Annotated in this window: 20 protein-coding genes; 6 read left to right on the forward strand and 14 right to left on the reverse strand. The window is 69.3% G+C overall.

Features of this window, described 5'->3' with window-relative positions; translation table 11 throughout:
* The first annotated feature begins 73 nt into the window (after window positions 1-73).
* Entirely contained in the window at window positions 74-1,144 is a 1,071-nt protein-coding gene (locus tag ACFQU3_RS05710; protein ID WP_385907640.1) for a carbohydrate kinase family protein, read from the forward strand.
* Window positions 1,145-1,188: 44 nt separating this feature from the next.
* Here ACFQU3_RS05710 and ACFQU3_RS05715 read toward each other — a convergent pair whose 3' ends face one another.
* Entirely contained in the window at window positions 1,189-1,575 is a 387-nt protein-coding gene (locus ACFQU3_RS05715) for a J domain-containing protein (RefSeq protein ID WP_385907642.1), read from the reverse strand.
* A gap of 339 nt (window positions 1,576-1,914) precedes the next feature.
* Between ACFQU3_RS05715 and ACFQU3_RS05720 the strand changes: the two genes are divergently transcribed.
* Entirely contained in the window at window positions 1,915-2,151 is a 237-nt protein-coding gene (locus tag ACFQU3_RS05720; RefSeq protein ID WP_385907645.1) for a hypothetical protein, read from the forward strand.
* A 73-nt stretch (window positions 2,152-2,224) separates the two neighbouring features.
* Here the strand turns inward: ACFQU3_RS05720 and ACFQU3_RS05725 are convergent, their stop codons facing one another.
* Window positions 2,225-3,250, reverse strand: a complete 1,026-nt coding sequence (locus ACFQU3_RS05725) for a molybdopterin-dependent oxidoreductase (protein ID WP_385907646.1) — start codon at window positions 3,248-3,250, stop codon at window positions 2,225-2,227.
* Between the two features lie 52 nt (window positions 3,251-3,302).
* A complete protein-coding gene (locus tag ACFQU3_RS05730) occupies window positions 3,303-3,665 on the reverse strand; it encodes a nucleoside deaminase (RefSeq protein WP_385907647.1) in 363 nt (120 codons plus the stop codon).
* Window positions 3,666-4,073: 408 nt separating this feature from the next.
* Here ACFQU3_RS05730 and ACFQU3_RS05735 point away from each other — a divergent pair, with 408 nt between their 5' ends.
* Together ACFQU3_RS05735 and ACFQU3_RS05740 are read left to right on the forward strand one after the other, a co-directional pair.
* Window positions 4,074-4,472, forward strand: a complete 399-nt coding sequence (locus tag ACFQU3_RS05735; protein WP_385907649.1) for a CBS domain-containing protein — start codon at window positions 4,074-4,076, stop codon at window positions 4,470-4,472.
* A 130-nt stretch (window positions 4,473-4,602) separates the two neighbouring features.
* The gene (locus ACFQU3_RS05740; RefSeq protein WP_385907651.1) at window positions 4,603-5,394 is read left to right on the forward strand and encodes an alpha/beta fold hydrolase; all 792 of its coding nucleotides are present in this window, start codon (window positions 4,603-4,605) and stop codon (window positions 5,392-5,394) included.
* A 396-nt stretch (window positions 5,395-5,790) separates the two neighbouring features.
* Here the strand turns inward: ACFQU3_RS05740 and ACFQU3_RS05745 are convergent, their stop codons facing one another.
* The 9 genes from ACFQU3_RS05745 to ACFQU3_RS05785 all read right to left on the reverse strand — a co-directional run bounded on the left by ACFQU3_RS05745 (window position 5,791) and on the right by ACFQU3_RS05785 (window position 14,914).
* Window positions 5,791-6,249, reverse strand: a complete 459-nt coding sequence (locus ACFQU3_RS05745; protein ID WP_385907653.1) for a methyltransferase family protein — start codon at window positions 6,247-6,249, stop codon at window positions 5,791-5,793.
* A gap of 118 nt (window positions 6,250-6,367) precedes the next feature.
* Window positions 6,368-7,057 (reverse strand): FMN-binding negative transcriptional regulator, encoded by a 690-nt coding sequence (locus tag ACFQU3_RS05750; RefSeq protein WP_385907655.1) that lies wholly within the window; start codon window positions 7,055-7,057, stop codon window positions 6,368-6,370.
* A 138-nt stretch (window positions 7,058-7,195) separates the two neighbouring features.
* The gene (locus ACFQU3_RS05755; RefSeq protein WP_385907656.1) at window positions 7,196-7,852 is read right to left on the reverse strand and encodes a B3/4 domain-containing protein; all 657 of its coding nucleotides are present in this window, start codon (window positions 7,850-7,852) and stop codon (window positions 7,196-7,198) included.
* Window positions 7,845-8,450: a helix-turn-helix domain-containing protein gene (locus tag ACFQU3_RS05760; protein ID WP_385907658.1), complete on the reverse strand. Its 606-nt coding sequence runs from the start codon at window positions 8,448-8,450 to the stop codon at window positions 7,845-7,847. The genes ACFQU3_RS05755 and ACFQU3_RS05760 overlap by 8 nt, the downstream gene beginning before the upstream one ends.
* Before the next feature lie 87 nt (window positions 8,451-8,537).
* Window positions 8,538-8,801: a helix-turn-helix domain-containing protein gene (locus ACFQU3_RS05765; protein WP_385907660.1), complete on the reverse strand. Its 264-nt coding sequence runs from the start codon at window positions 8,799-8,801 to the stop codon at window positions 8,538-8,540.
* 32 nt (window positions 8,802-8,833) lie between these two features.
* Window positions 8,834-10,483 (reverse strand): glycosyl hydrolase, encoded by a 1,650-nt coding sequence (locus ACFQU3_RS05770; RefSeq protein ID WP_385907662.1) that lies wholly within the window; start codon window positions 10,481-10,483, stop codon window positions 8,834-8,836.
* Window positions 10,484-10,622: 139 nt separating this feature from the next.
* Window positions 10,623-11,222, reverse strand: coding sequence for a TetR/AcrR family transcriptional regulator (locus ACFQU3_RS05775; RefSeq protein ID WP_385907664.1), 600 nt, complete (start codon window positions 11,220-11,222; stop codon window positions 10,623-10,625).
* Window positions 11,223-11,520: 298 nt separating this feature from the next.
* Complete coding sequence (locus ACFQU3_RS05780; protein WP_385907666.1) at window positions 11,521-13,113, reverse strand: Hsp70 family protein; 1,593 nt, start codon at window positions 13,111-13,113, stop codon at window positions 11,521-11,523.
* Window positions 13,114-13,354: 241 nt separating this feature from the next.
* Window positions 13,355-14,914 carry an alkaline phosphatase D family protein gene (locus ACFQU3_RS05785; protein WP_385907668.1) on the reverse strand — a complete coding sequence of 520 codons (1,560 nt, stop codon included), beginning with the start codon at window positions 14,912-14,914 and terminating at the stop codon, window positions 13,355-13,357.
* A gap of 293 nt (window positions 14,915-15,207) precedes the next feature.
* Here ACFQU3_RS05785 and ACFQU3_RS05790 point away from each other — a divergent pair, with 293 nt between their 5' ends.
* The gene (locus ACFQU3_RS05790) at window positions 15,208-16,563 is read left to right on the forward strand and encodes an alkaline phosphatase PhoX (RefSeq protein WP_385907670.1); all 1,356 of its coding nucleotides are present in this window, start codon (window positions 15,208-15,210) and stop codon (window positions 16,561-16,563) included.
* 149 nt (window positions 16,564-16,712) lie between these two features.
* Here the strand turns inward: ACFQU3_RS05790 and ACFQU3_RS05795 are convergent, their stop codons facing one another.
* Together ACFQU3_RS05795 and ACFQU3_RS05800 are read right to left on the reverse strand one after the other, a co-directional pair.
* Window positions 16,713-18,191 (reverse strand): DNRLRE domain-containing protein, encoded by a 1,479-nt coding sequence (locus ACFQU3_RS05795; RefSeq protein ID WP_385907672.1) that lies wholly within the window; start codon window positions 18,189-18,191, stop codon window positions 16,713-16,715.
* A gap of 269 nt (window positions 18,192-18,460) precedes the next feature.
* Complete coding sequence (locus tag ACFQU3_RS05800) at window positions 18,461-18,718, reverse strand: three-helix bundle dimerization domain-containing protein (protein ID WP_385907673.1); 258 nt, start codon at window positions 18,716-18,718, stop codon at window positions 18,461-18,463.
* A 388-nt stretch (window positions 18,719-19,106) separates the two neighbouring features.
* On the opposite strand from ACFQU3_RS05800, the gene ACFQU3_RS05805 reads away from it, so the two are divergent.
* Window positions 19,107-19,811, forward strand: a complete 705-nt coding sequence (locus ACFQU3_RS05805) for a 4'-phosphopantetheinyl transferase family protein (RefSeq protein ID WP_385907675.1) — start codon at window positions 19,107-19,109, stop codon at window positions 19,809-19,811.
* Window positions 19,812-19,820: the final 9 nt, after the last annotated feature.

The following is a 19,820-nucleotide window of genomic DNA, read 5'->3' on the forward strand; positions in this document are numbered from 1 at the left end:
CGTCGTGCCGTACTACCCCGTCGTGGTGGAGGTGAGTATCGTACGCAGATCGGTCGACCGCGCTGGAGGCGCCATGAGCCGCATCGTCGTTGCCGGCCACCTCTGCGTGGATCTGACGCCTCGGCTGGCAGGCGACGAGCACATCGACCCGGGTCACCTGTTCGAGGTGGGTCCCCTGTCGGTCCGGCTCGGAGGCAGCGTCGCCAATACCGGTGGCGACCTCGTCGACCTCGGCCTCCCGGTGGATGTCGTGGCGGCCGTCGGGGACGACGACCTCGGCGAGCTGCTCCGCCGCGCGATCAGCGGACGGACCGGCATGACACCGTTCCTGCGTCGCGTCCCTGGCAGCCGCACGTCGTACAGCCTGGTCTTCGAGACCCCCCACACGGATCGCACCTTCTGGCACCACGTCGGGAGCAACGCCCGCTTCGACGGGACCGAGCTGCGCGACATCGACGATCCCGACCTCGTGCATGTGGGCTACCCGAGCCTGCTCCCCACACTGGTCGCAGACGGTGGAGCACCGTTGCGTGAGATGCTGCGGCAGCTGCGCGCCCGGGGCGCCACCACGTCGTTGGACCTCGCCGTCATCGACCGCCACTCACCGACCGGGTCGCTCGACTGGCGGGAGGTCCTCAGCGGGTCTATGGACCAGGTCGACCTCATCACGCCCAGCGTGGAAGACCTCACCTCGGCGTTGCCCGAGCTGGCCGCGCCCGGCGCCACCGAGGACGCGGGAGTCGAGCGGCTCGCCGAGCAGCTGCTCGACTGGGGCGCAGCCGTCGCCGCCGTGACCGCCGGCCCGCGGGGGGTGTTCCTGCGCGGTGCGGGTCGCGCCCGGCTGCGGGCCGCCGGCCGAGGTTTCTCGGACGCGCACGCGTGGGCGGACGCGCGCGAGTGGGTGCGCCCCTACGTCCTGGAGCGCGTGGCGACCACCACCGGCGCTGGTGACGCAGCCACTGCCGGGATGCTCTACGGCATCCTCACCGGCATGTCGCCCCGACGCTCCGGATCGCTCGCGATGGCCTGCTCGGCCGCCGTGGTGTCCGGCCGGCGCCCCACTCCTGACGTGATCGCCAGCATCGACCGCGACCTCGCCGATCTCCCCGTCCGGCTCACCGGGCACGAGAAGGGCCGGGGCTAGGTGCGTGCGCCCCGAGGCTGTGCCTCCTCTGCGATCGAGGGCTGTCACGCAGGGTCGGTGCCCCCACGCGCTCGAGCGCGTGGGCGGGCGCGTGGGTCCCAGAGCACCGGACCGACCCGGATCCACGGTTGCGCTGGGCGGTGAACCGACACCTGCCGACGAGCGGGCCCGCTGGTGCTTTCCGTGCCCGTGGTGTCGGCGGTGCTGCGGTCGTAGCCGGCTCGCCGCTGCGTGTCGCCGAGGACCGCGTACGCGTCGATGATCTGCCGGAGCGTCTCACCGGCACCGGTACCGTCCACAGCTCCCTGGCGGCCGCTGGTGTCCGGGTGGTTCCGGCGCACGAGTGATCGGTAGGCGCGCTTGATCTCGTCCTGGGTGGCTTCCCGGCTGAGCCCCAAGGCTGCATAGAGGTCGCGCGGTTCGACGGCCATGGTCATGATCACCTCTGGTGATGGGCGGCTTCCCAGACCGCGAGGGGGCGGCCACCGTCCTGGGTGGAGGACCCGGTCAGCGCGAACTGGGCGCCGTCAAGGCGCTGGCGTCGCGCGCGTACGAACGTCAGACGCGTGCGTGACGAACGCGCTGGCCGGGAGCTCTCCGGACCTCAGACGAACTTTCTTCACCTCCGTCGCGAGCTCGTGATGTCTGGCGTGGGCCATGGACCGCGGCTCATGATCTATGGCGATCGCTATAGATTTCATATAGCACTCGTGACATGCTGTGACAAGACCGGATCAAGCATCTGTGCCCATGAGGAGGGACGGAGCAGGATGACCGCGCAGCGACCCGATCCCAGCGATGACGTTCCAGAAGCCGACCGCCTGGAACAGCAGATCCCCGTCGATCCGGCGCCCACGACCGACGCCGGGCAAGGCCTGTTCGCCGACACCCTTGAACCCCTCGACGACACGGCTGATGCCGTCGACCGGCTCGAACAGCACGAGATGGTCGTGGGTGACGATGACGATGACTATCCCCGCGATGACGGCGAGCAGCCAGGGGCATGAAGGCGGTGGTGAGCGTCGGACACGATCATCGGCCTCACTCGGGGCGTCCCCTCCAGGGCGGAGGGAAGTGGGCTCACTGGAGGGGGAACGGCGGCTGCGACCACCATGGCTCTGGTTCGACGCTCACGTGTTCGACCCACTTGACCCACCAGAAGCCGCGCCGTCCTGGGGCGACCAGCCTGACCGGCGCGCCGTGGCCGGGCGAGAGCGGGACACCCCCGACGTGCGTCGCGAGCAGCAGCTGCGCAGCGTCGTCGGGTGGAAACCTTCTGGTGTAGCCGGTCACCGAACGTACAGCGATCGATCCGTGGTCCGGGATCCCGAGCAGCGTGTCGAGCCGGACGCCGCGCCAAGCCTGCTCGGCCCACCAGCCTCCCGTGCAGTCCAGGACCGCCGACTGGTTCGGGCCGACCCTCGCGAGCAGATCGTCGTAGGAGAGCCGCAGCGTCGGCTGGCCGGGTCGGCTGACAAGCAGTGCGTAGGTGTCCAGGTCGATGCGGGGCACGTCGTCGGTGAACCACTGCGTGACCGGCATCGCGGAGGGCACGCCGGACCCGATCTCGTAGGACCCGGTCGCACGACGGTGTGCACCTGGGAGACCTGCTACCGACGTGACGGACTCCAGCGCGCCGTACGCCAAGGTCGCGGTGCCGCCGACGGCGATCGCTCTCAACGCGGTTCGCCGAGACAGGTCGGTCGCACGGGGCCGCTGTCGTCGATGGACCACATGGAAGAGTGCGAGGGGTACGGCCGCGACCGCGGAGGCGACGTGCACGTCGAGCGCGCTGACTCCGGCAACCTCGAGCGGACCGAGCGCGGCGTGCACGACCCCGGCCAGCAGACTGACGGCGACAACCACGGCGAACGCGACCGCGAGAGCGTGCCCGCGTCGACGGCGCAGTCCCCGTCGGACGATCACCGTCTTCCACGGGGATAGCACGAGGATCCCGAGGCCCAGAACGCCGTGGACCACGCTCACGGCCCGGGACTGCGGCGCACCCTCGACCCCGAAGGCAAGCCAGCCGGTCGCGAGAGCCCCCGCCAGCAGCAGGAGGAGCGCGAGGTTGGTGCGCCGGCTCGGCCGGGACGACACGCCCATACGTCCAGTGTGCCCGGCGAGGCCCGCACGTCAGACAGTTCCGGCTCGGCTCTCAGGGCTCGAGGCCGATGTCCTCCTTCCAGAGTTCCGGCTTCTCCGCGATCATCCGGTCCATGAGGGAGCGACACTCCGCGTCGTCCAAGACGTCCACCTGGACGCCACGCGACCGGAGCAGGTCCTCCGAGGCCTCGAAGCTGCGGTTCTCGCCGACCACGATGCGCGGAATCTGGTACAGCAGTGCGGTTCCCGCGCACATCAAGCAGGGGGAGAGGGTGGTGTAGAGCACGCTTGCGCGGTACGTCCTGGCGGTCAGCCGGCCGGCGTTCTCGAGGCAGTCGGTCTCGCCGTGCCGGATGACGCTGCCCTGCTGTACACGCCGGTTGCGCCCCACCGCGAGCAGCTTGCCGTCGTGCACGAGCGCCGCCCCGGTGGGGTGGCTTCAGGGGATCCGGCAACGGCCGAGACCTGTCGCTGTACGCGCTCGATGACTCCTCCCGCACCAAGCATGTGATGCACAATCACGGGCGCTCAGCGGGGCCGTCGTCGAAGCTGTAGAGGGGGCCCTGCTACTGGAGATCGCGTGTCACCAGACCCGCCTCCAGCGGGATTGAGGTCTCGACCTCGCAGGCCTGACGGGCAGTCGCGATTTCGCGGCCACACTTTCGCTGACGCGTCCCGCGCCACTTGCCGGACCCAGCGTGGCGGGTGTCTAGTGGTGATTGGGCGACCGCGCCGGATCGGCATCGTCGCTTTTGGCTCCCGGCGCACTCGCCTCCCACCCAGTCGGCCTGAGGAGGCACACATGACGACGGCTCGAGACATCATGAACGCCGGTGCGACCTGCATCGGCGAGGATCAGACCCTGTTTGAGGCCGCACAGATGATGCGCGACATGAACGTCGGGTCTCTGCCGATCTGCGGCAACGACAAGAAGCTTCACGGGATCATCACCGACCGTGACATCGTCGTGAAGTGCCTCGCCGAGGGCAAGGACGCCAAGGACTGCACGGCAGGCCAGCTTGCCCAAGGCCACATCGCGTGGGTTGACGTCGACACGGACATGGACGAGATCCTGGACAGGATGGGCCGGGAGCAGGTCAAGCGGATGCCCGTCATCGAGGATCACCAGCTCGTCGGCATGATCAGTGAGGCCGATCTCGCGAAGCACCTGGACGACAAGCGACTGAGCACCTTCGTGGAGCGCGTCTTCGCGCATGCGTGACGCCGCCTCACGACCAGGCAAGCCGTCCGGACACCTCATCGTCCGGACGGCTTTCTACCGCGACGCCCGGCATACCGACGACCGATCGCCGCCCATGCGGCGTCCGGGCTTGGGACTAGAGTCGGGTCCCATGTTCGGCGTACGAGGCAGGACGGCGCATCTGGCGTGGTACCGGACCGATGAGGCGGTGGCCGAGGTGGCCTTCCTGCACGGCTTCAGCGACTCTGCTCAGTGCTGGGAGCCGCTGCTCCGGGAGGTGCCTGGGATTCGGGCGCTCGCGATCGATGCGCGCGGGCACGGCGAGTCCGGGCTTCCCGAGAATCCGGTCGGTCATAGCGGATACCACGACGATGCGGCGCTGGTGCTGTCGAGCCAGCCGCGCGAGGGCGGGGTGGTCGTGGTCGGCCATTCGATGGGCGCGATGTCGGCCGCCCACTTGGCTGCGGCCGAGCCGAGCGTCGTGCGTGCGCTCGTGCTGGAGGATCCGCCATCCGGAGCTCGGAGTGCCGGCCGGCCGAGTGGGTCGCGGTCCATGCCGAACTGGCTCGCGGACGCGCGAGCACTGGAGCTGCCCGACCGGATCGCGCACTGCCGATCCGAGAACCCCGACTGGCCCGATGACGAGCTCGAGCCGTGGGCCGTGTCGAAGGCGCAGCTGAACCCACGCCTGTTTGACCAGCCGCAGCAGGGAGCGACCCCGCTGACCGACGTGCTGGCCGCGGTCACCTGCCCGGTGCTGCTGATCCACGGCGACACCGAACGCGGCTCGCTGATCTCCGACGAGTACGCCGCGCGCTGCGCTCAGGTGGCGGCCGGCGAGTTCCGCTCGGTCCGCGTGGCCGGTGCGGGCCACTCGGTGCGCCGCGACAACCGAACCCGGTACCGGGCGGAACTCACCGCGTTTCTCGACCGGCACGGCTGAGAGCCGAACTCGACGCATCACCGGCCGGGCCTGGGCCCGAGGGCACTGCACTGCGATCGGGTCAGGTTGCGCGACTCCTCCCGACCCATGTTCGCGTCCTCCCGCACGGCACTGCCTCGTCAGGCATTGGGCTTGGGTGAGGTCCGGAACTGCTTCGCCGCAGCCTGGCTGCACGCCATCCGATCCTGCGGCGACCCCGTGGGGAGACAGAGGCTCGGTGCGCCACCGTTACGCGGGACTCGTGACCCGTTGGGACGTTCGGGCGCCACGGCCCCGGCCTCAGGCGGTCGAGGTGGGTCTGAGCCCCTTGCCGACCGATCACGTCTCGGCGACGTGTGAAAGCAGGACCCGACTCTGGCGGCGAACTCGAGCGCAGCTCGCCATGTGCGCGTGCTTCTAGAACCAGCGGCGGACCCGAGCGCGGTACGCCGCGTATTCGGCGCCGAACTTACCTGCCAGGTAGCGCTCCTCCGGCCGAACCGCTCCCCAGAGCAATGACGCGATCCCGACCGGCACGAACAACAAGGCCCAGAACGATCCGGCCAGCAGCGCCAGGCCAGCATCCAACGCGATCAGTCCTACGTACAGCGGGTTGCGGCTGAGGCGGAATGGACCCGACTGGAGCACCACGCTCGTCGCGCCGCCTGGCAGGATCGACGTTCGGTTCGACGCCATGACCGACAACGTCCATCCGTTCCATAGGAGAAACGCGCCCACCAGCACGAGCCCCGCCGTTCGAGTCGGACGACCTGCAAAGGCAAACGGGTCACCGACGGCCGCCGTCATCACGAGACCGGCGACCAGGGGGACGCCCAGCGCAACAGGTGGCCAGATCCGATACGCAGGGGCATCCATGAGGCAATCGTCTGCGGCCATCCGACGCAGGACAACCGCAGGAGCGCCGGTGCCCGCCCTGTCGGCGGCGTATCCGTGCATCGGCGGCGGCATTCAGCCACCGGCGGGGACGGTGGTATCACGAGGTCTTGCGTGAGGGGCGCCATTCGCCGATGGCGGCCAGGCGTCGTCGCTGCTGCCCGGCCGCTGTGGCGTCGAGTCCGTGGCCGCGGTCTTCGAGCTGGTCGATGACACGTTCGCGGTGTTCGATCGGGTTGTGGTCGTCGTACTTGAACTTTGCGTCGACCTGCAGCACCTGCAGCCGCAGGCCGCGGATCCCCGGCAGCATCCGGCCGTACGGCGCCTGGCCGACGGCCACCGCAGCGTGACCGCCTTCGGGTTGGAGGTCACCCATCTGCGCGGTCAGGATGGCGACCTTGCCCTCGGGGTCGTCGACGACGACGGGACGGCACACGAACTGCAGCGCGGTGTAGTAGCTCGTCGGCACGCCGTCCTCGTCCGGGCCTCCGGCCTTGGCGCGCCAGTGGCTGGGGATGTACGCGTAGTCGCCGACCACTGCGAGCCGGACCTCGGTGGCCGCCTCGAGGTGCGGCCAGACCGGGTTCGGCCGTGCCAGATGCAGGAGCAGCTCGTGACCCTCGCGGCCGTCCTGCTCGTCGCCGGCGAGGGTGAAGTGGGTCGGGACCAGGACGGGGGCCTGGGCGGAGTCGAGGTTGTTGACCGCGAGCACGCCGAACCGTTCGGTGGAGGCGAGCCAGTCCTGCCACTCGGCAGGGTCCAGCGCGGCGTCCCAGGGGTGGATGAGCATGTCAGCGTCCTTCGGCGTTCGTGGTGGGGTTCGTGGTGGGGTTCGTGGTGGGGTTCGTGGTGGCGTTCGTGGTGGCGTTCGTGGTGGCGTTGGCATGGATGACCCGGCGTACGCCGTGGACGTTTGGTCCGAGCGGGGTCAGGTGCGCGAGCAGGTCGTCGGCGGCCGCGTGCAGGGCATCGGGGCCAGCGCGTCCAGGATGAACAGCGCCGTGGTGGTGTCGTCGGTGAGCTGGGTGCGCCGTGCCTGGCGCCAGTTCCAGCGGCGGCAGGTGACGCCGACCTCGTCGCACCAGACGACCTCCCCGGGCTCCGGGTGTTCGATGGCTGGTGCACCGTCCGCGGTGGTGTCGAAGGGTTCGGTGCCGGTGGCGCGGACCAGTCGTGGCGCCCCGGCGTACCGGGTCAGGTCCTCTCCGCCGAGCGGGATCTGGTGCAGCACCGAGATCGCGTTGTACACGTCGGTGGGGCGGTTGACGCGTGGCAGTCCGTCCGGGGCCCGGCGCAGGAGAGCCTCGAGACTGTTGCGGGTGCGCTGCGGCTTGGCCCCAAACGCGCGGTAGGCCTCGCGCCACGCCGCCACGTGCGGAATCTGGTCGACGGGACCGGCCCTCAGTGCTGTCACGGCCGCGGCCTGCGCGGCCCGGAGCAGCGCCTCGCTGGACCGGTCGCTGGGGCCAGGCGTGATGCCGTCGACGGCGAGGAGCATCACGCGGTAGTCGGGCCGCAGGGCACCCACCGCGTCGTCGATCTGGGCCTCGTCGAGGACGGTGCGTAGGGCGGTGAGCTCAGGCATGCGGCACCTCGGCTCTGGGGCCGGAGCCGACGCCGGGCTCGAAGACCGCCAGCGAGAACCTCGCCGCCTCCGTGCCGTGGTTGGCGTAGGAGTGGGCGACGTCGCCGGGAAAGGTGAGCGCGTCACCGGCGGCCAGCTCGACCGAGGTTTCCGCGACCTCGACCACGACCGTGCCCTCGTGGACCTGGAGGAGCTCCTTGGTGCCCGACGTGTGGGCTTCGCTTACGTGTCGGTCGGAGGGTCCCAGGAGCCAGTCCCACAGCTCCACGACGTCCGGTGGTTCCGTTCCCGCGACAAGCATCCCGCGGCCACCGTGGTCCCCGGCCCACAAGATCGCGCCGTCGCCGCGTCGGGTGACCTTCACCGGTCGGGGTCGGGGCAGGTCGACCAGCGACGGCAAGCCGATGCCGAGCGCGTCGCTGATCCGTAGCAGGATCCCGACGCTGGGGTTGGCGCTGCCCTGCTCCACGTTGACCACCATCCGGCGGCTGACCCCGGCGGCTGCCGCGAGCTGGTCCAACGTCCACTGCCGGGCGGTGCGCTCCTGCCTGACCCGTTCGCCGATCGCCGTCGCCAACGCCGCCGTGTCATCATCCATGAGTGCAGCATAGTGCACTCTGGAGTGCACTCTTAGGCGGTAGGCTCCCGATCAGCGCGACCGGAGGCGAATCAGGGGCGCCAACCCTCACTCACCCACAAGCGTGGACAGGGCCAGGCGCAGCGCCACGCGAGTGTCTGCCACGTCGAGGTCCAACCCGGTGAGCTCCTCGGCTCGAGCGATCCGGCTGTGCAGGGTGCCCGGCCCGCGGAGCGGAACGGGCCGCCTCACGGGCTGGACGAGCGCACTCGCCGCCCGCCCGAAACGTTCCTTTGGGCGCGAGGGCTCGACGCGAAGCCGGCATCTGGAGGTTGGCGTCGGTTCGGCCACGTCCTGCGGAGGGTGGTCCACGGAGCCGGCAAGGAGGGGGAGCCCAGAGCCTGTCAGGCGCGGCTTCCTTGGGCGATGTGCACGGCGGCGATGCCTTCTGCGGGCAGGGTGATGGTGAAGGTGGCCTCTCGCGAGCCGCGGCTGCCGTCGAGATCGAGGTTGCGCTCGTGGAGCTCGCTGGCGTCGTTGAGTGCCCGCAGCTGGGGCCGGGTGGGGTACTCGGGGGAGCCCAGGTCCAGCCATTCGCGGTATGGGTTGGTGTGGTCTTCGTCGATGCACTGGATTCGAGCCTTGGCGCCGGGTGCGACCCCGCTGACGCTGACGGTGAGCGTGGCGGTTTCGGCGGGCGCCTGGTTCGGGCCGGCGAGGGCATGGTTGTACAGCAGGACGTCGACCTCGCCGTCGTCCTTGGCCACCGCGATGCCGCCCACCGTGGCCGGGGCCCCGGTCAGAGCGAGGGGGAGCCGGCGGTCACCGACGTGGTGCAGGATCTGCAGCAGCCGATACAGCGGCTTCTTGACCCCGTGGATGGTCTGCAGCCCGAAGCCGCCGTGGAACGGGTTGTCTGCCTGGGTCAGTTCCTCGTAGATGTCGCTGAAGGTCCAGATGGCCAGGGCGTCGACGACTCCGACGGTCTCGACGACGGTACGCAGGAAGCTGGCTGCCGCCTCGGACGTGTCGAGCTTCGGGTGGTTCGTCGAGGACACGTTGACCTCGGTGATGTACAGCGGAAGTCCCGCTGGGGTGTCGGCGCGGTTCTGCCTGAAGAAGCTGGCGGTCCCCTCTGGCCCGATTTCGCGGTCGGTCTCGTAGCCGTGGGCGGTGCCGAAGTCGACCGGCACATTGTTGGTTGTCGCCCACTGCATGAACTCCCGGTAGTACTGCGTCCCGAGTGTGCGCGGCGGCCCGAAGGAGAACTGGCCGGCGGAGGTGGCCGGGCCACCCACCTGCAGGGAGGCGTCGACGTTCTTGATGGCTTCGGCGGCGGCGCGGTAGAGGTTGAAGTACGACTGTTGGTCGCCGTCGTAGAACGTGAAGAGGTTCGGCTCGTTCCACACCTCGAAGGGCCATGTGCGGACCTCGGCAAGTCCGTAGCGGTCGACCATGTGTTTGGCGAAAGCGCCGACGAGGTTCCCCCAGGCAGCGAAGTCCTTGGGGGCCATCTGGTTGAAGTCGAACAGGAGGCCGCGGAAGGGCGGCGCGCTCGCCTGCAGTGACTCGGGCATGCTGCTCAGCTCCACGAAGGGGTGCATGCCGTGGTCCACCAGAGCGTCGTAGATCTGGGTGATGTTGAACCAGGAGTAGTTGTCCTGGGTGTACGACGGGTTGCGGGTGCGGCCGCCGTTGTAGGTGGCGTCGGCCGTGCTCATGGAGGTGTTGAAGATGCCGTGGAAGCGCAGGGACTGGATGCCGAGCTCGTCGTGGCACGTGAACAGCTGGTCCTGGTAGTCGCGCCGAAGCGCCTGCTTGGCCCAGTCCCCGGCGATGGCGCGCTCCCACACGTGCGGGAAGGCCGACGTCCCTCGCGTCAGGTCCACCAGGGCGCGCGGACCCGTGGCCGGCGCGCCAGGCGCGGCAGCCGCGGCAGCTGCGGTGGAGCTGAAGAGGCCAGAACTCAGGACCGCCCCCGCGGCCGCCGCCCCGCCGAGCAGGGCATGCCGCCGGGTCAGGGAAGGGGCGGAGTCGTCGGGCTGCTGGTTCATGTGGGCTCCATCGTCGATCCGGAGGTGAACGGTCACCGGGAACGGTAGGGCGGCTCTCCAACCCAGTCAATAGAGAACGTTGCGTTCTCTATCTGCTTGGCGAGCCATGCGTCGTGGATCCATGGCGCGGTCCTTGGAGTCAGCTGTGGCAGGCCGCTCGGAGGGCGGGCAGCCAGATGGCGTCAACGATCTCGGTCACCAGATCAAGGGTGGGGGCCCGTCCGCTCAACAGGTAGTGATAGTCGACAAGCGCGTTGCCCAGGTGCAGGACGGACGGCTCGGGCTGGCGGGGCCCGAGGCTCCCTTCCTCCCGAGCTCGCGTCACGATTGCGGCCACGATCCCAACGGTGGGCCCGTTGAGCCCATGGTCACCGAGCTCTTCGCCGCGCTGCAGAGTCGGCTCGCTGACGAGGCCGCGTATCGACTCCCCGAAAGGGCCAGCCAGGAAGCGCGCCGAGCTGTCGAGATGTGCAATCAGGTCCTCGCGGAGCGATCCCGTCGACACCCACTCCGAGCCACTGCGCACGGCCTTCCGTGCCGACGCCTCCCGCACCAGCGTCGCCTTGTTCGGCCACCGCTTGTAGATCGCGGCCTTGCCCGTACCGGCCCGCTCGGCGACTCGCTCGATGCTGAAGCCCGACCAGGCATGCTCACGCAGCTCGACCCAGGCCGCATCAAGAATCGCGCCCCGCAGCGTCTCGCCGCGACGTCGCGGCCTCACCACACGGCCTTCGGACACAGCGCAAGCCTCCTGCTCTAAACCCTCACGTCGGCGAGCTCGAATGAATCCTGTCACCCATCGCCCGGCGCCGCCGCCGGCGCAGCGCGTCAGAGGGTGTGGCCGCTCGTCTCAGCATGCAAGAAGGGCTCGGACCGGATATCGCGACTGATTACAAAGGAATTACCGAGCTCGGCTCACGGAGTCGTGGTTACGGTGGCCAATGGTGCCCGGGAGCGGTAGGTCGGTAAGTCGTCGCCGACACGATCCCGCTGCCATGAACCGGCATTGACTGTCCCTCTCGTCTGGACCGACCGGCTCAGACGTGGAACACGTGCTCTTGACGGTATCCGGTCGTGAGATCGGTGAGGGACAGCTCGATGATGCCGGCCGGGTCGACGGTATAGCGCTCCTCGAGCAGCGGGCCGGCCTCGAAGCGGACGATGGGCACCTCGCGCAACCGCGACGTATCGACAGGGTTGCCGCTCTCGGTGCGGCGATCCGTCCGCTGGAGTTCGGGATCGAACGGGAAGACGATCTGGGCTACTGGCGTGAGGTCTCCGCGGGGCTCGCCCTGGTCGTCGACCGAGGAGTACTCCACGAAGCGGAACCAACCGATGTTGTGAGCGGCCTGATAGCGGCGGGTCACCACCACCGGCTCGGCGGATCCTGGCTCGCTCAGCGCGTCGGCGGTACGGAGCGACCGGTCCAGCACCGGGTCGAAGGACACGGCAGCCCCGCCCTCGCGCTCCCGGAAGACGCCGAAGCCACGCGACAGCCGGTCGCGCAGCGAGAACGCCGAATCGGGGTCGGCTGCGATGGCAAGACCAACGGCAGTGGAGGCGCTCGGCATCGGCGAGCGGTGCACGCGGCGGCCGAACCTTGAGCGCAGCAGCCGGGGGATCAGCGGCAGCCCGCTCGCGCCGCCGACGATGTAGATGCCGGCCAATCCATGCAGCTCGTCAGCCTCCCCGTCGGGCGAGCGCAGGGACTGCACCAGAGGCTCCATCGCCTCGGTCGTCGCCGCGACAAGCGGGGTCACGGCGGCGTAGAAGTCGTCGACGGGAACGGTTACCGCGCTGCTGGCCCGGCCATCGGGTGCGGGCACCTCGACGGCAACCCGGCGCGACTGCGGTCCGATGCGCTCCTTGGCCTCGCGGCACTCCTCGAGCAGGCTCGTCCACGACGCCTCGGACAGCTCCGTCGCCCCGTGGCCGGCAGCCCGCATGGCAGCCGTGGCGAGGGCCTCGTCGAAGTCGTCCCCGCCGAGTCGGTTGACGCCAAAGGAGTCGAGCACCTCGTGGTGGGTGCCCGACAGGCGCAGCAGCGACGCGTCGAAGGTGCCGCCGCCGAGGTCGTAGACGATGACGAGGTCGCGCCGGGAGGTGATCGAGCGGGCCTGCCGGTGCGCGAACTCGAAGCTGGCGGCCGATGGCTCGTTGACCAGACCGGCCACCTCGAACCCTGCGCGTCGGCACGCCTCCAGCGTGAGGAAGCGCTGGGCGCTGTTGGCTTGGGCCGGCACGCCCAGCATCGCCCGGAGCGCGGCCGTCCGGTCTAGCCGGCCCTCGATGCTCGACGCAGCCCGGAGCGCGTCCAGCACGGCCGAAAAGTGCCCGGTCAGCACGTCGAAGAGCGGCATCTCACGGTCACCGAGGCGCATCAGCGTCTCCGGTGTGATCCGAGGCTCGGTGAGCAGGCGCTTGAATGAGCGGGCCGACGGCATGCCGCGTCGGGCCGCTTCCAGCGCGGCGAAGCCGTAGACCAGCGTGCCGCCGTCGTCCGCGACGACGGACGGGAAGTGGTCACGGGCGTCGCCGTCTTCGTCGAGGAAGGCCACGACTGGGTAGTTGCCGCGATCGGCGTGGGCGACGACTGTGTGCGTGGTGCCGAAGTCCAGGCCGAGATGCATGCGTCAAGGCTAGGCCGCTGGCGCCGACACCAAAGGCCTGGCCCAGATGCCGGCGCAGGTTGGTGCCGGCCCGACAGGGCGTCCAGTCACAGAACGTCCAGATCGTATGACAGGGACTGGCAAGGATGGGAGCACTTGAAGGTGGTCCGGGGCGCGCGGCTGACCCTACGTTCCATGGCCCCGGCATCCTCATCGACGCCGTGGGCCGGACTGCCTCTGCGCGCTCGCCTCGAGGACGCCGTCATCTCGGCGCGGGGTCCAGGGTCCGCGAGTAGAGCACCTCAGCGTCGGCGTTGCGGAGCGATGCACGGAACCGACCGTCCTCATCGATCTCGACGTGCCCGAAGAACTGGTTGCCGTGCCGGGGGGACTGGTTGGGGTAGTCGGCCGCCTTGACGAAGTCGGCCCGTGGGCCGAAGGTTCCGTCGAGCGTGTTCGGTCCGAACGTGCCTGCGGCGATGGGTCCGGCGACGAACTCCCAGAAGGGGTCGAAGTCCGCAAAGGATGCGCGGGTGGGGTCGTAGTGGTGCGCCGCGCAGTAGTGGACGTCGGCGGTGAGCCACACCGTGTTGCGCACGCGGGCCCGCTTGAAGGAGCTGAGGACGGCAGCGATCTCGAGCTCCTTGCCGCGTGCCGTGCCCGGGTCGCCGTTGGAGAGCGACTCCTGGTTGACCGGGCCGTCGGGCACGACCAGACCCAGCGGGAGGTCGCTCGCGATGACCTTCCACGTCGCCGTGGATGCCGCCACCTCGCGGATGAGCCAGTCGGTCTGCTCGGGGCCGAGAATGTGGGTCTGCGCCGGCTCGAGTCCCGTTGTGTTGGGGTCCTTGTAGGTGCGCATGTCCAGGCAGAACACGTCGAGGTGCCGGCCGTACGACAGCTTCCGGTAGATCCGTCCGGGGACGCCCGCAGCAGTCTGGCGGGCGACCGAGAGCCGGTTGCTGATCGGCTGGTACTCCCACCACGCCTGCTTCGCCCGCGCGGCCAGCACGTCCACGCGGCGCTCGGCGTACCGGTCGTCGGTGAGGACCTGTCCCGGGTACCAGTTGTTGTGGGTCTCGTGGTCATCCCACTGCGCGACGACCGGGACCTCCGCGTACATGGCCCGGACGTTCTCGTCCATGAGGTTGTAGCGGTGCCTGCCGCGGAACTCGGCGAGCGACTCGGCCACTTTCGCCACCTCGGGGATGACGATGTTGCGCCAGACCTGTCCGTCGGGCTCAACGACCTGTTCGGCGATCGGGTTGTCGGCGTAGATCGTGTCACCGGAGTGGAGGAAGAAGTCAGGGCGGGTCGCGTGCATCGCGGCATAGGCCCTGAAGCCACCGAGGTCGGGGTTGATCCCCCAGCCCTGCCCGCACGTGTCGCCGGTCCAGACGAAGCTCGTGGCGCCCGGTCCGGCGGGGGCGGTCCTGAAACGCAGGTCGGCGTGTTCGCCGAGCTGTCCATCCTCGTTCTCGAAGGCGAGCGTCACGATGTGCTCGCGGCCGGGAGCGAGCCCCTGGAGGTCGAGCTTTGCCGTGAGGTCTGTGTCGGGCGTGGCGAGGGGGCCGCGGATCCGCAGCCTGGAGCCGCCCGCTCCGTGGACCAGGGCCACCAGACGACCTGGCCGGTCCGAGCGCGCCCACACCGTCGCCCCGGTGGAGGTGACATCGCCCGACATGACTCCGGATGTCAGGGCCGGTCGTCCGGCCACCACCAGCGCGGGCGAGGCCGAAGCCCCGGCGGTTCGGGGCAGACCGAGCAGGCCCGCGCCGGCCGCGGTGCCAAGGACGAAGGTGCGGCGGTTCAGTTGACTCATGGTCACCACGCTGCACGGGCGGTGGTGGACGCCGGGCAACCGCGAGACGCCGGTTCGGCGAAGCCTTGGTTCACAAGCCGCGCGTTCTCGTTCTGCGGGTGGCCGGCTGATCATCGACGCAGTTGCTCAGGGCGCGCGTACGACGGAAACGGCTCCCCGTCGTCCCCCAGTCGTCCGCTGTTCGCCGACTTGTCGCACAAAGAACCGCTGTCGTCAGGGACGTGTGACTTGAATGGGAGGCCCAACGACCACACCGGAGGTTCTACGTGGACTCGTCCATTTCCCGTCGCGGCATGCTGCGAGCAGGTGCATTCGCCAGCCTCGGTATAGCCGTCGCCGGCAGCATCGACGCCATCGCCGCCCCAGAGGCCAAGGCTCTCGCGCGCCGTGCGGCTGGGTACGGCGCTCTCGTGCCCGACCCGGCCGGCATCCTCTCCCTGCCACAAGGCTTCTCGTACAAGGTGATCGCCAAGGCTGGCGAGACGCTCCTCGAGAGCGGCCAGCCGTCGCCGAGCGACCCCGACGGGGCAGCGGTGTTCGAGAGCCGCGACACCTGGGCCATGGTCCAGAACCACGAGATCGGTGGCAGCGAGACGTACGGCGTCCCCGCGCTCGACGGCCTCACGTTCGACCCCGGTGCGCGTGGTGGCACCACGACGATCGTCATGGACAAGAACGGCAACCGCCTCTCGGAGTACGTCAGCGTCGCCGGCACGCACAACAACTGCGCCGGCGGCCGGACCCCGTGGAACACGTGGATCACCTGCGAGGAGACCGAGCAGCGCAAGGGCGGTGCGCTCCTCGAAGACCATGGTTGGTGCTTCGAGGTCGACGCGTTCGACGGCAACGCCAACCTTCACCCCGTGCCGCTGAAGTTCCTGGGCCGCTACGCCCACGAAGCCATCGCGCTCGACCCGGCCAACGGGACGATCTACCTCACCGAGGACGCGAATGGCCCGCACGGCCTCTACTACCGCTGGACCCCCCCGACCGGCTTCGAGCCCGGCAAGGGTGCGCTCCGCGCGCTCGCTCTGACCGAGGGTGGCGACACCGCGGGCACCTTGCAGGCCATGCTCTGCACCAAGGGCACCCACAGGGTCGCTGACCTGTCCGAGGCCACCAAGGTCGGCACGATGTACAAGGTCACGTGGGTGGACGTTCCGGACCCTCTCGCCACCACCACCTCGGTGCGCAAGCAGTTCGCGGCCGGCGAGGTGACCGGCAGCCGCAAGCTCGAAGGGGCTTACTGGGGTGACGGGGGCGCCTACTTCGTCGCCAGCTTCGCCCGCGCCAGCGACGGCAGCAAGAACGAGCACGACGGACAGGTGTGGTTCTACGACCCAAGCAACGAGACGGTGACCCTCAAGAGCATCTTCGGGGTCAATCCCGACCCCGCGGCGGACACGAACTACGACGGCCCCGACAACATCGCGCTTGACCCCAACGGCGGCCTGATCCTCGCTGAGGACGGCGACGGCATCCAGCACCTCGTCGGTGTCACCACGGCCGGCCAGGCGTACACACTGGCCCGCAACGACGTGAGCGAGATGGAGTTCGCCGGCCCGACCTTCACCCAGGACGGCGAGGTCCTGTTCGCCTGCATCCAGGGCGATGGTTACACCTTCGCGATCACCGGACCGTGGAAGTAGTCCGATCCGTGTGCGGTAGTTCGCCGCACGGCTGTTCTGTCCGGTGAGCTGAGACCAGCTGGCCGGGAGACCCAGAGCGCCGACCCGGGGCCACGAGGCCTCGGGTCGGCGTTTGTACATGCCGGCGGGATGGGACGTTGACGAGACCGTCAGTGGCAGGCCGTGGTGCCGCTGTCGCCATAGGTCTTGCCGGCCTCAGGGACGAACTGCCAGTCGTAGCTGTTGGAGTGCAGGGTGAGCTTCAGGACGCCGTAGGTGTCGCTGTTGCGGGCCTCGGAGTTCGGCTGGATGGTGCCGAAGGAGTAGTGGCTCCCGCCGCCCATGCCGGCGACGAACTGGCGGATGCCGCGGGTCGGGTCCGCGCCGCCGGTCGGGTTCATCGGGGCGAAGCGCTCGTACTGGTGGTTGTGGCCGGCCACAACCACGTCGGCGTTGGAGTCATACAGCGCCTGGAAGAGCGGGCGTTGGGAGGTGTCTGGGGAGTGGTTGGCGCCGGACGTGAACAGCGGCTTGTGCCAGTAGGCCAAGGTGCACGGTCTGGTGTTGTTCGCCAGGTCGTTACGCAACCAGGTCTCCTGGGCGGACCCGGCGCTGTGGGCGATCTCGGAGTTCAGCGAGACGATGTGCCAGTTGCCCAGGTCGTAGGAGTAGTACTCGTTGCCCGCGGTCTGGCCACCGAAGAAGTAACCGAAGTAGCCGGCCGCGTCGGCGGTGTGGTACTCGTGGTTGCCCGGCGCCGGCTTGGTGCGCGCCTTGAACTGCCCCCAGGTGGGGTTGTAGTAGGTGTTGAACTCGGAGGGCGTGCCACCGTCATAGACGTTGTCGCCCGTCGTGAACACGGTGCCGGGAATGCTGTTGATGAGCGCGGCCGTCGCCGAGTCACCGGTGCCGGAGTTCGAGATGTCACCAGCCCCGACCAGGACCGGGTCACCGGACGACTGCCCCGTGGAAGTGGTCGGACGCGGGGATGGCGGTGGAGTGGTGGTCGCGAGCGGCGTAGTGGCCGGCGGGGGAGCGGGTGTCGCCAGCGGCGTGGTGCCCGGTGGTGTGTCCATGGCGATGACCAACTGCGGAGCGGTGGCGCCGGTCTCGCGCGAGTCGTAGTCCGCCCCGTTGGTGCTCGTGGAGTAGCCGGCGATGCTGAGGGTGCCGCCCGCCGTGATCTTGCCGGTGACGTCGAGCTCGACCCAGGAGTTGCGGCCAACGTTGCCGAGCGTCCCGAGCAGTGCGCCGTCGATGGCCGGCTGGTGGTTGTAGGTCGGTCCGGTCTCGCTCCAGGCGGTGTTGCTCATCAGCTTGTAGGTGCCACCGGTGGTGCTGGCGGCGCTCCCGGAGTCGTCCACGTGCAGGCGCAGCTTGGCGCTGGTGATGGTGCCCGACATGGCGGACAGGTCGAACGTGAGGAACAGGTTCTTGACCTCGGACTTGTCGACGCCGAGCTGGGTCGAGGTGCCGAAGTTCGTGGTCGGGTGGAGGTTGTCGACGTACGTGTCGGCGGTCGGGGTGAAGGTCATGGTGGCGGTCATGTCACTGGGCGCCACGACCCTGAGTAGTGCTGCGGCGGCGACGGACACGGAGAAAACGGCTCCGAGGGCCACGAGGGCGTTGCGAGTACGGCGAGAGGTCATGGCGGATTGCTCTTCTCGTCACAGTGGCGGCCGGCTGGGGCGCAGGGCCGCGCCGCAACCTGGGAGCATTGCCACTCTGCCTCACCAACTGCCCGTAGGTCCCCTGATCGCGACGCGCCGGGACCTGTTGAGTGCTCGCAAGGCGGCAGGACCTCACTGGCGAGTGACACTCACCTCTCGAGCCTCGGCGGCAAGTCGCACCTGGGTGCACTCGGACCCGTTCACGGACGTCCGACCGCGCCTCTGCGAACGTGCCGTGGCCCTGGACGCTAGGCCAGTTGGGCCGACCGCCCGGGCGGGACAGCAGGTGCGGGGGTCGCCGGCGATGGGTGGTCCCGCAGTTCCACGAGGCGTTCTCGAGCGATGCGCTCGACCAGGACGGGCACGAAGTCCCGGATCGGGCCGCCCAGCTGCGAATGGGCGATGCGGATGGCGGCCTCGACGACCTCCTCGCCCAGATGACGAAACTCGTCGTTCAGCCGCTGCTGGACTGCTCGTAACGCTTCCGCTTCGTGCCGGTCATCCATCCGCACATGGTGAGCGTTAACAAGCCGTACCCGCAAGGCACCGACCAAAGGATGACCACGCGGGTCTTCGCGCCGGCCTCACCGGCTCAGACGCGCGCCACTGCGGTCCTGGCGGCTCTCGCGAAGTTGTCCGTTGTGTGCGTGGCGCTGCAGGCAATGCGTGTGAGCAGACGCCGACAGCGCAACGTGAACCCTTCCAGAGAGTCGGCGAGGAAACCTTTGCTCAAGGCGCGGTGCGGCCGGACGCTGCCGCCCGCGACAGCAGCCGAGGGTCCCGACCCACCTCGCCAGGCGTGCGAAACGATCAGCCCTCACCTCCATGGCGGACGGCGAAGCGTCCGCCGACGGAGCCGCAAGCCGACAGGACATCTGTTCACCCTCAGGTGACATGGTGTTCTCCATGATGCCCTCGGTCGTCGACCTGTGGGTCCGCCAGACGTCGGCCGTGCTCGCCGACAACGCCGGCGCGGGCGCGACACTCCAGGACTCAGTTCTCGACCATGTCGAACGTCAGCGTTGGGACCGCTTCGCCGACGTTGATGCTGCCCGCTCGTACGCCGCGGGCCACCTCCTGGCCCGCACCCAGATCGGCCGGCTCTTGAGCCACAACCCAGCGACGCTGCGCTTCGACCGCACCTGCGACGACTGCGGCGAGCAGCATGGGCGCCCCCGGCTTCTCGACGACCCGTCGGTGCACCTGTCGCTGAGCCGCACCCCGTCGCTCGTGGCGGTCGCCCTCAGCCGCTCGGGACCGGTCGGCGTGGACGTGGAGCCGCACGCTGCAGCCTCGTTCGCGGGATACGTCGAGGTCGCGCTCCACCCGGACGATCGCGCGTTCGACGCCGATGGGCGGCGCGACCAACCGTCATCCGATGTCACCGCCTGGGTGCGAAAGGAAGCTGCCCTCAAGGCCCTCGGCGTCGGTCTACGCGTCGACCCGGCCAGCGTCCGCACGCCGTCGACCGGGCTGTCCGAGGAGCTCGTGGCCGGGCTGCCGAGGGTCACCGTTGTCGACGTTCCTGTCGATGACGCGTATGCCGTGGCCGTGGCCGTCGCCCTGGGACCGGGCGTCGTCGAGGTCAGGCAGCACTGACGACGCGAT

It is taken from the genome of Terrabacter sp. GCM10028922, assembly GCF_042666095.1.
Taxonomy (GTDB): domain Bacteria; phylum Actinomycetota; class Actinomycetes; order Actinomycetales; family Dermatophilaceae; genus Terrabacter.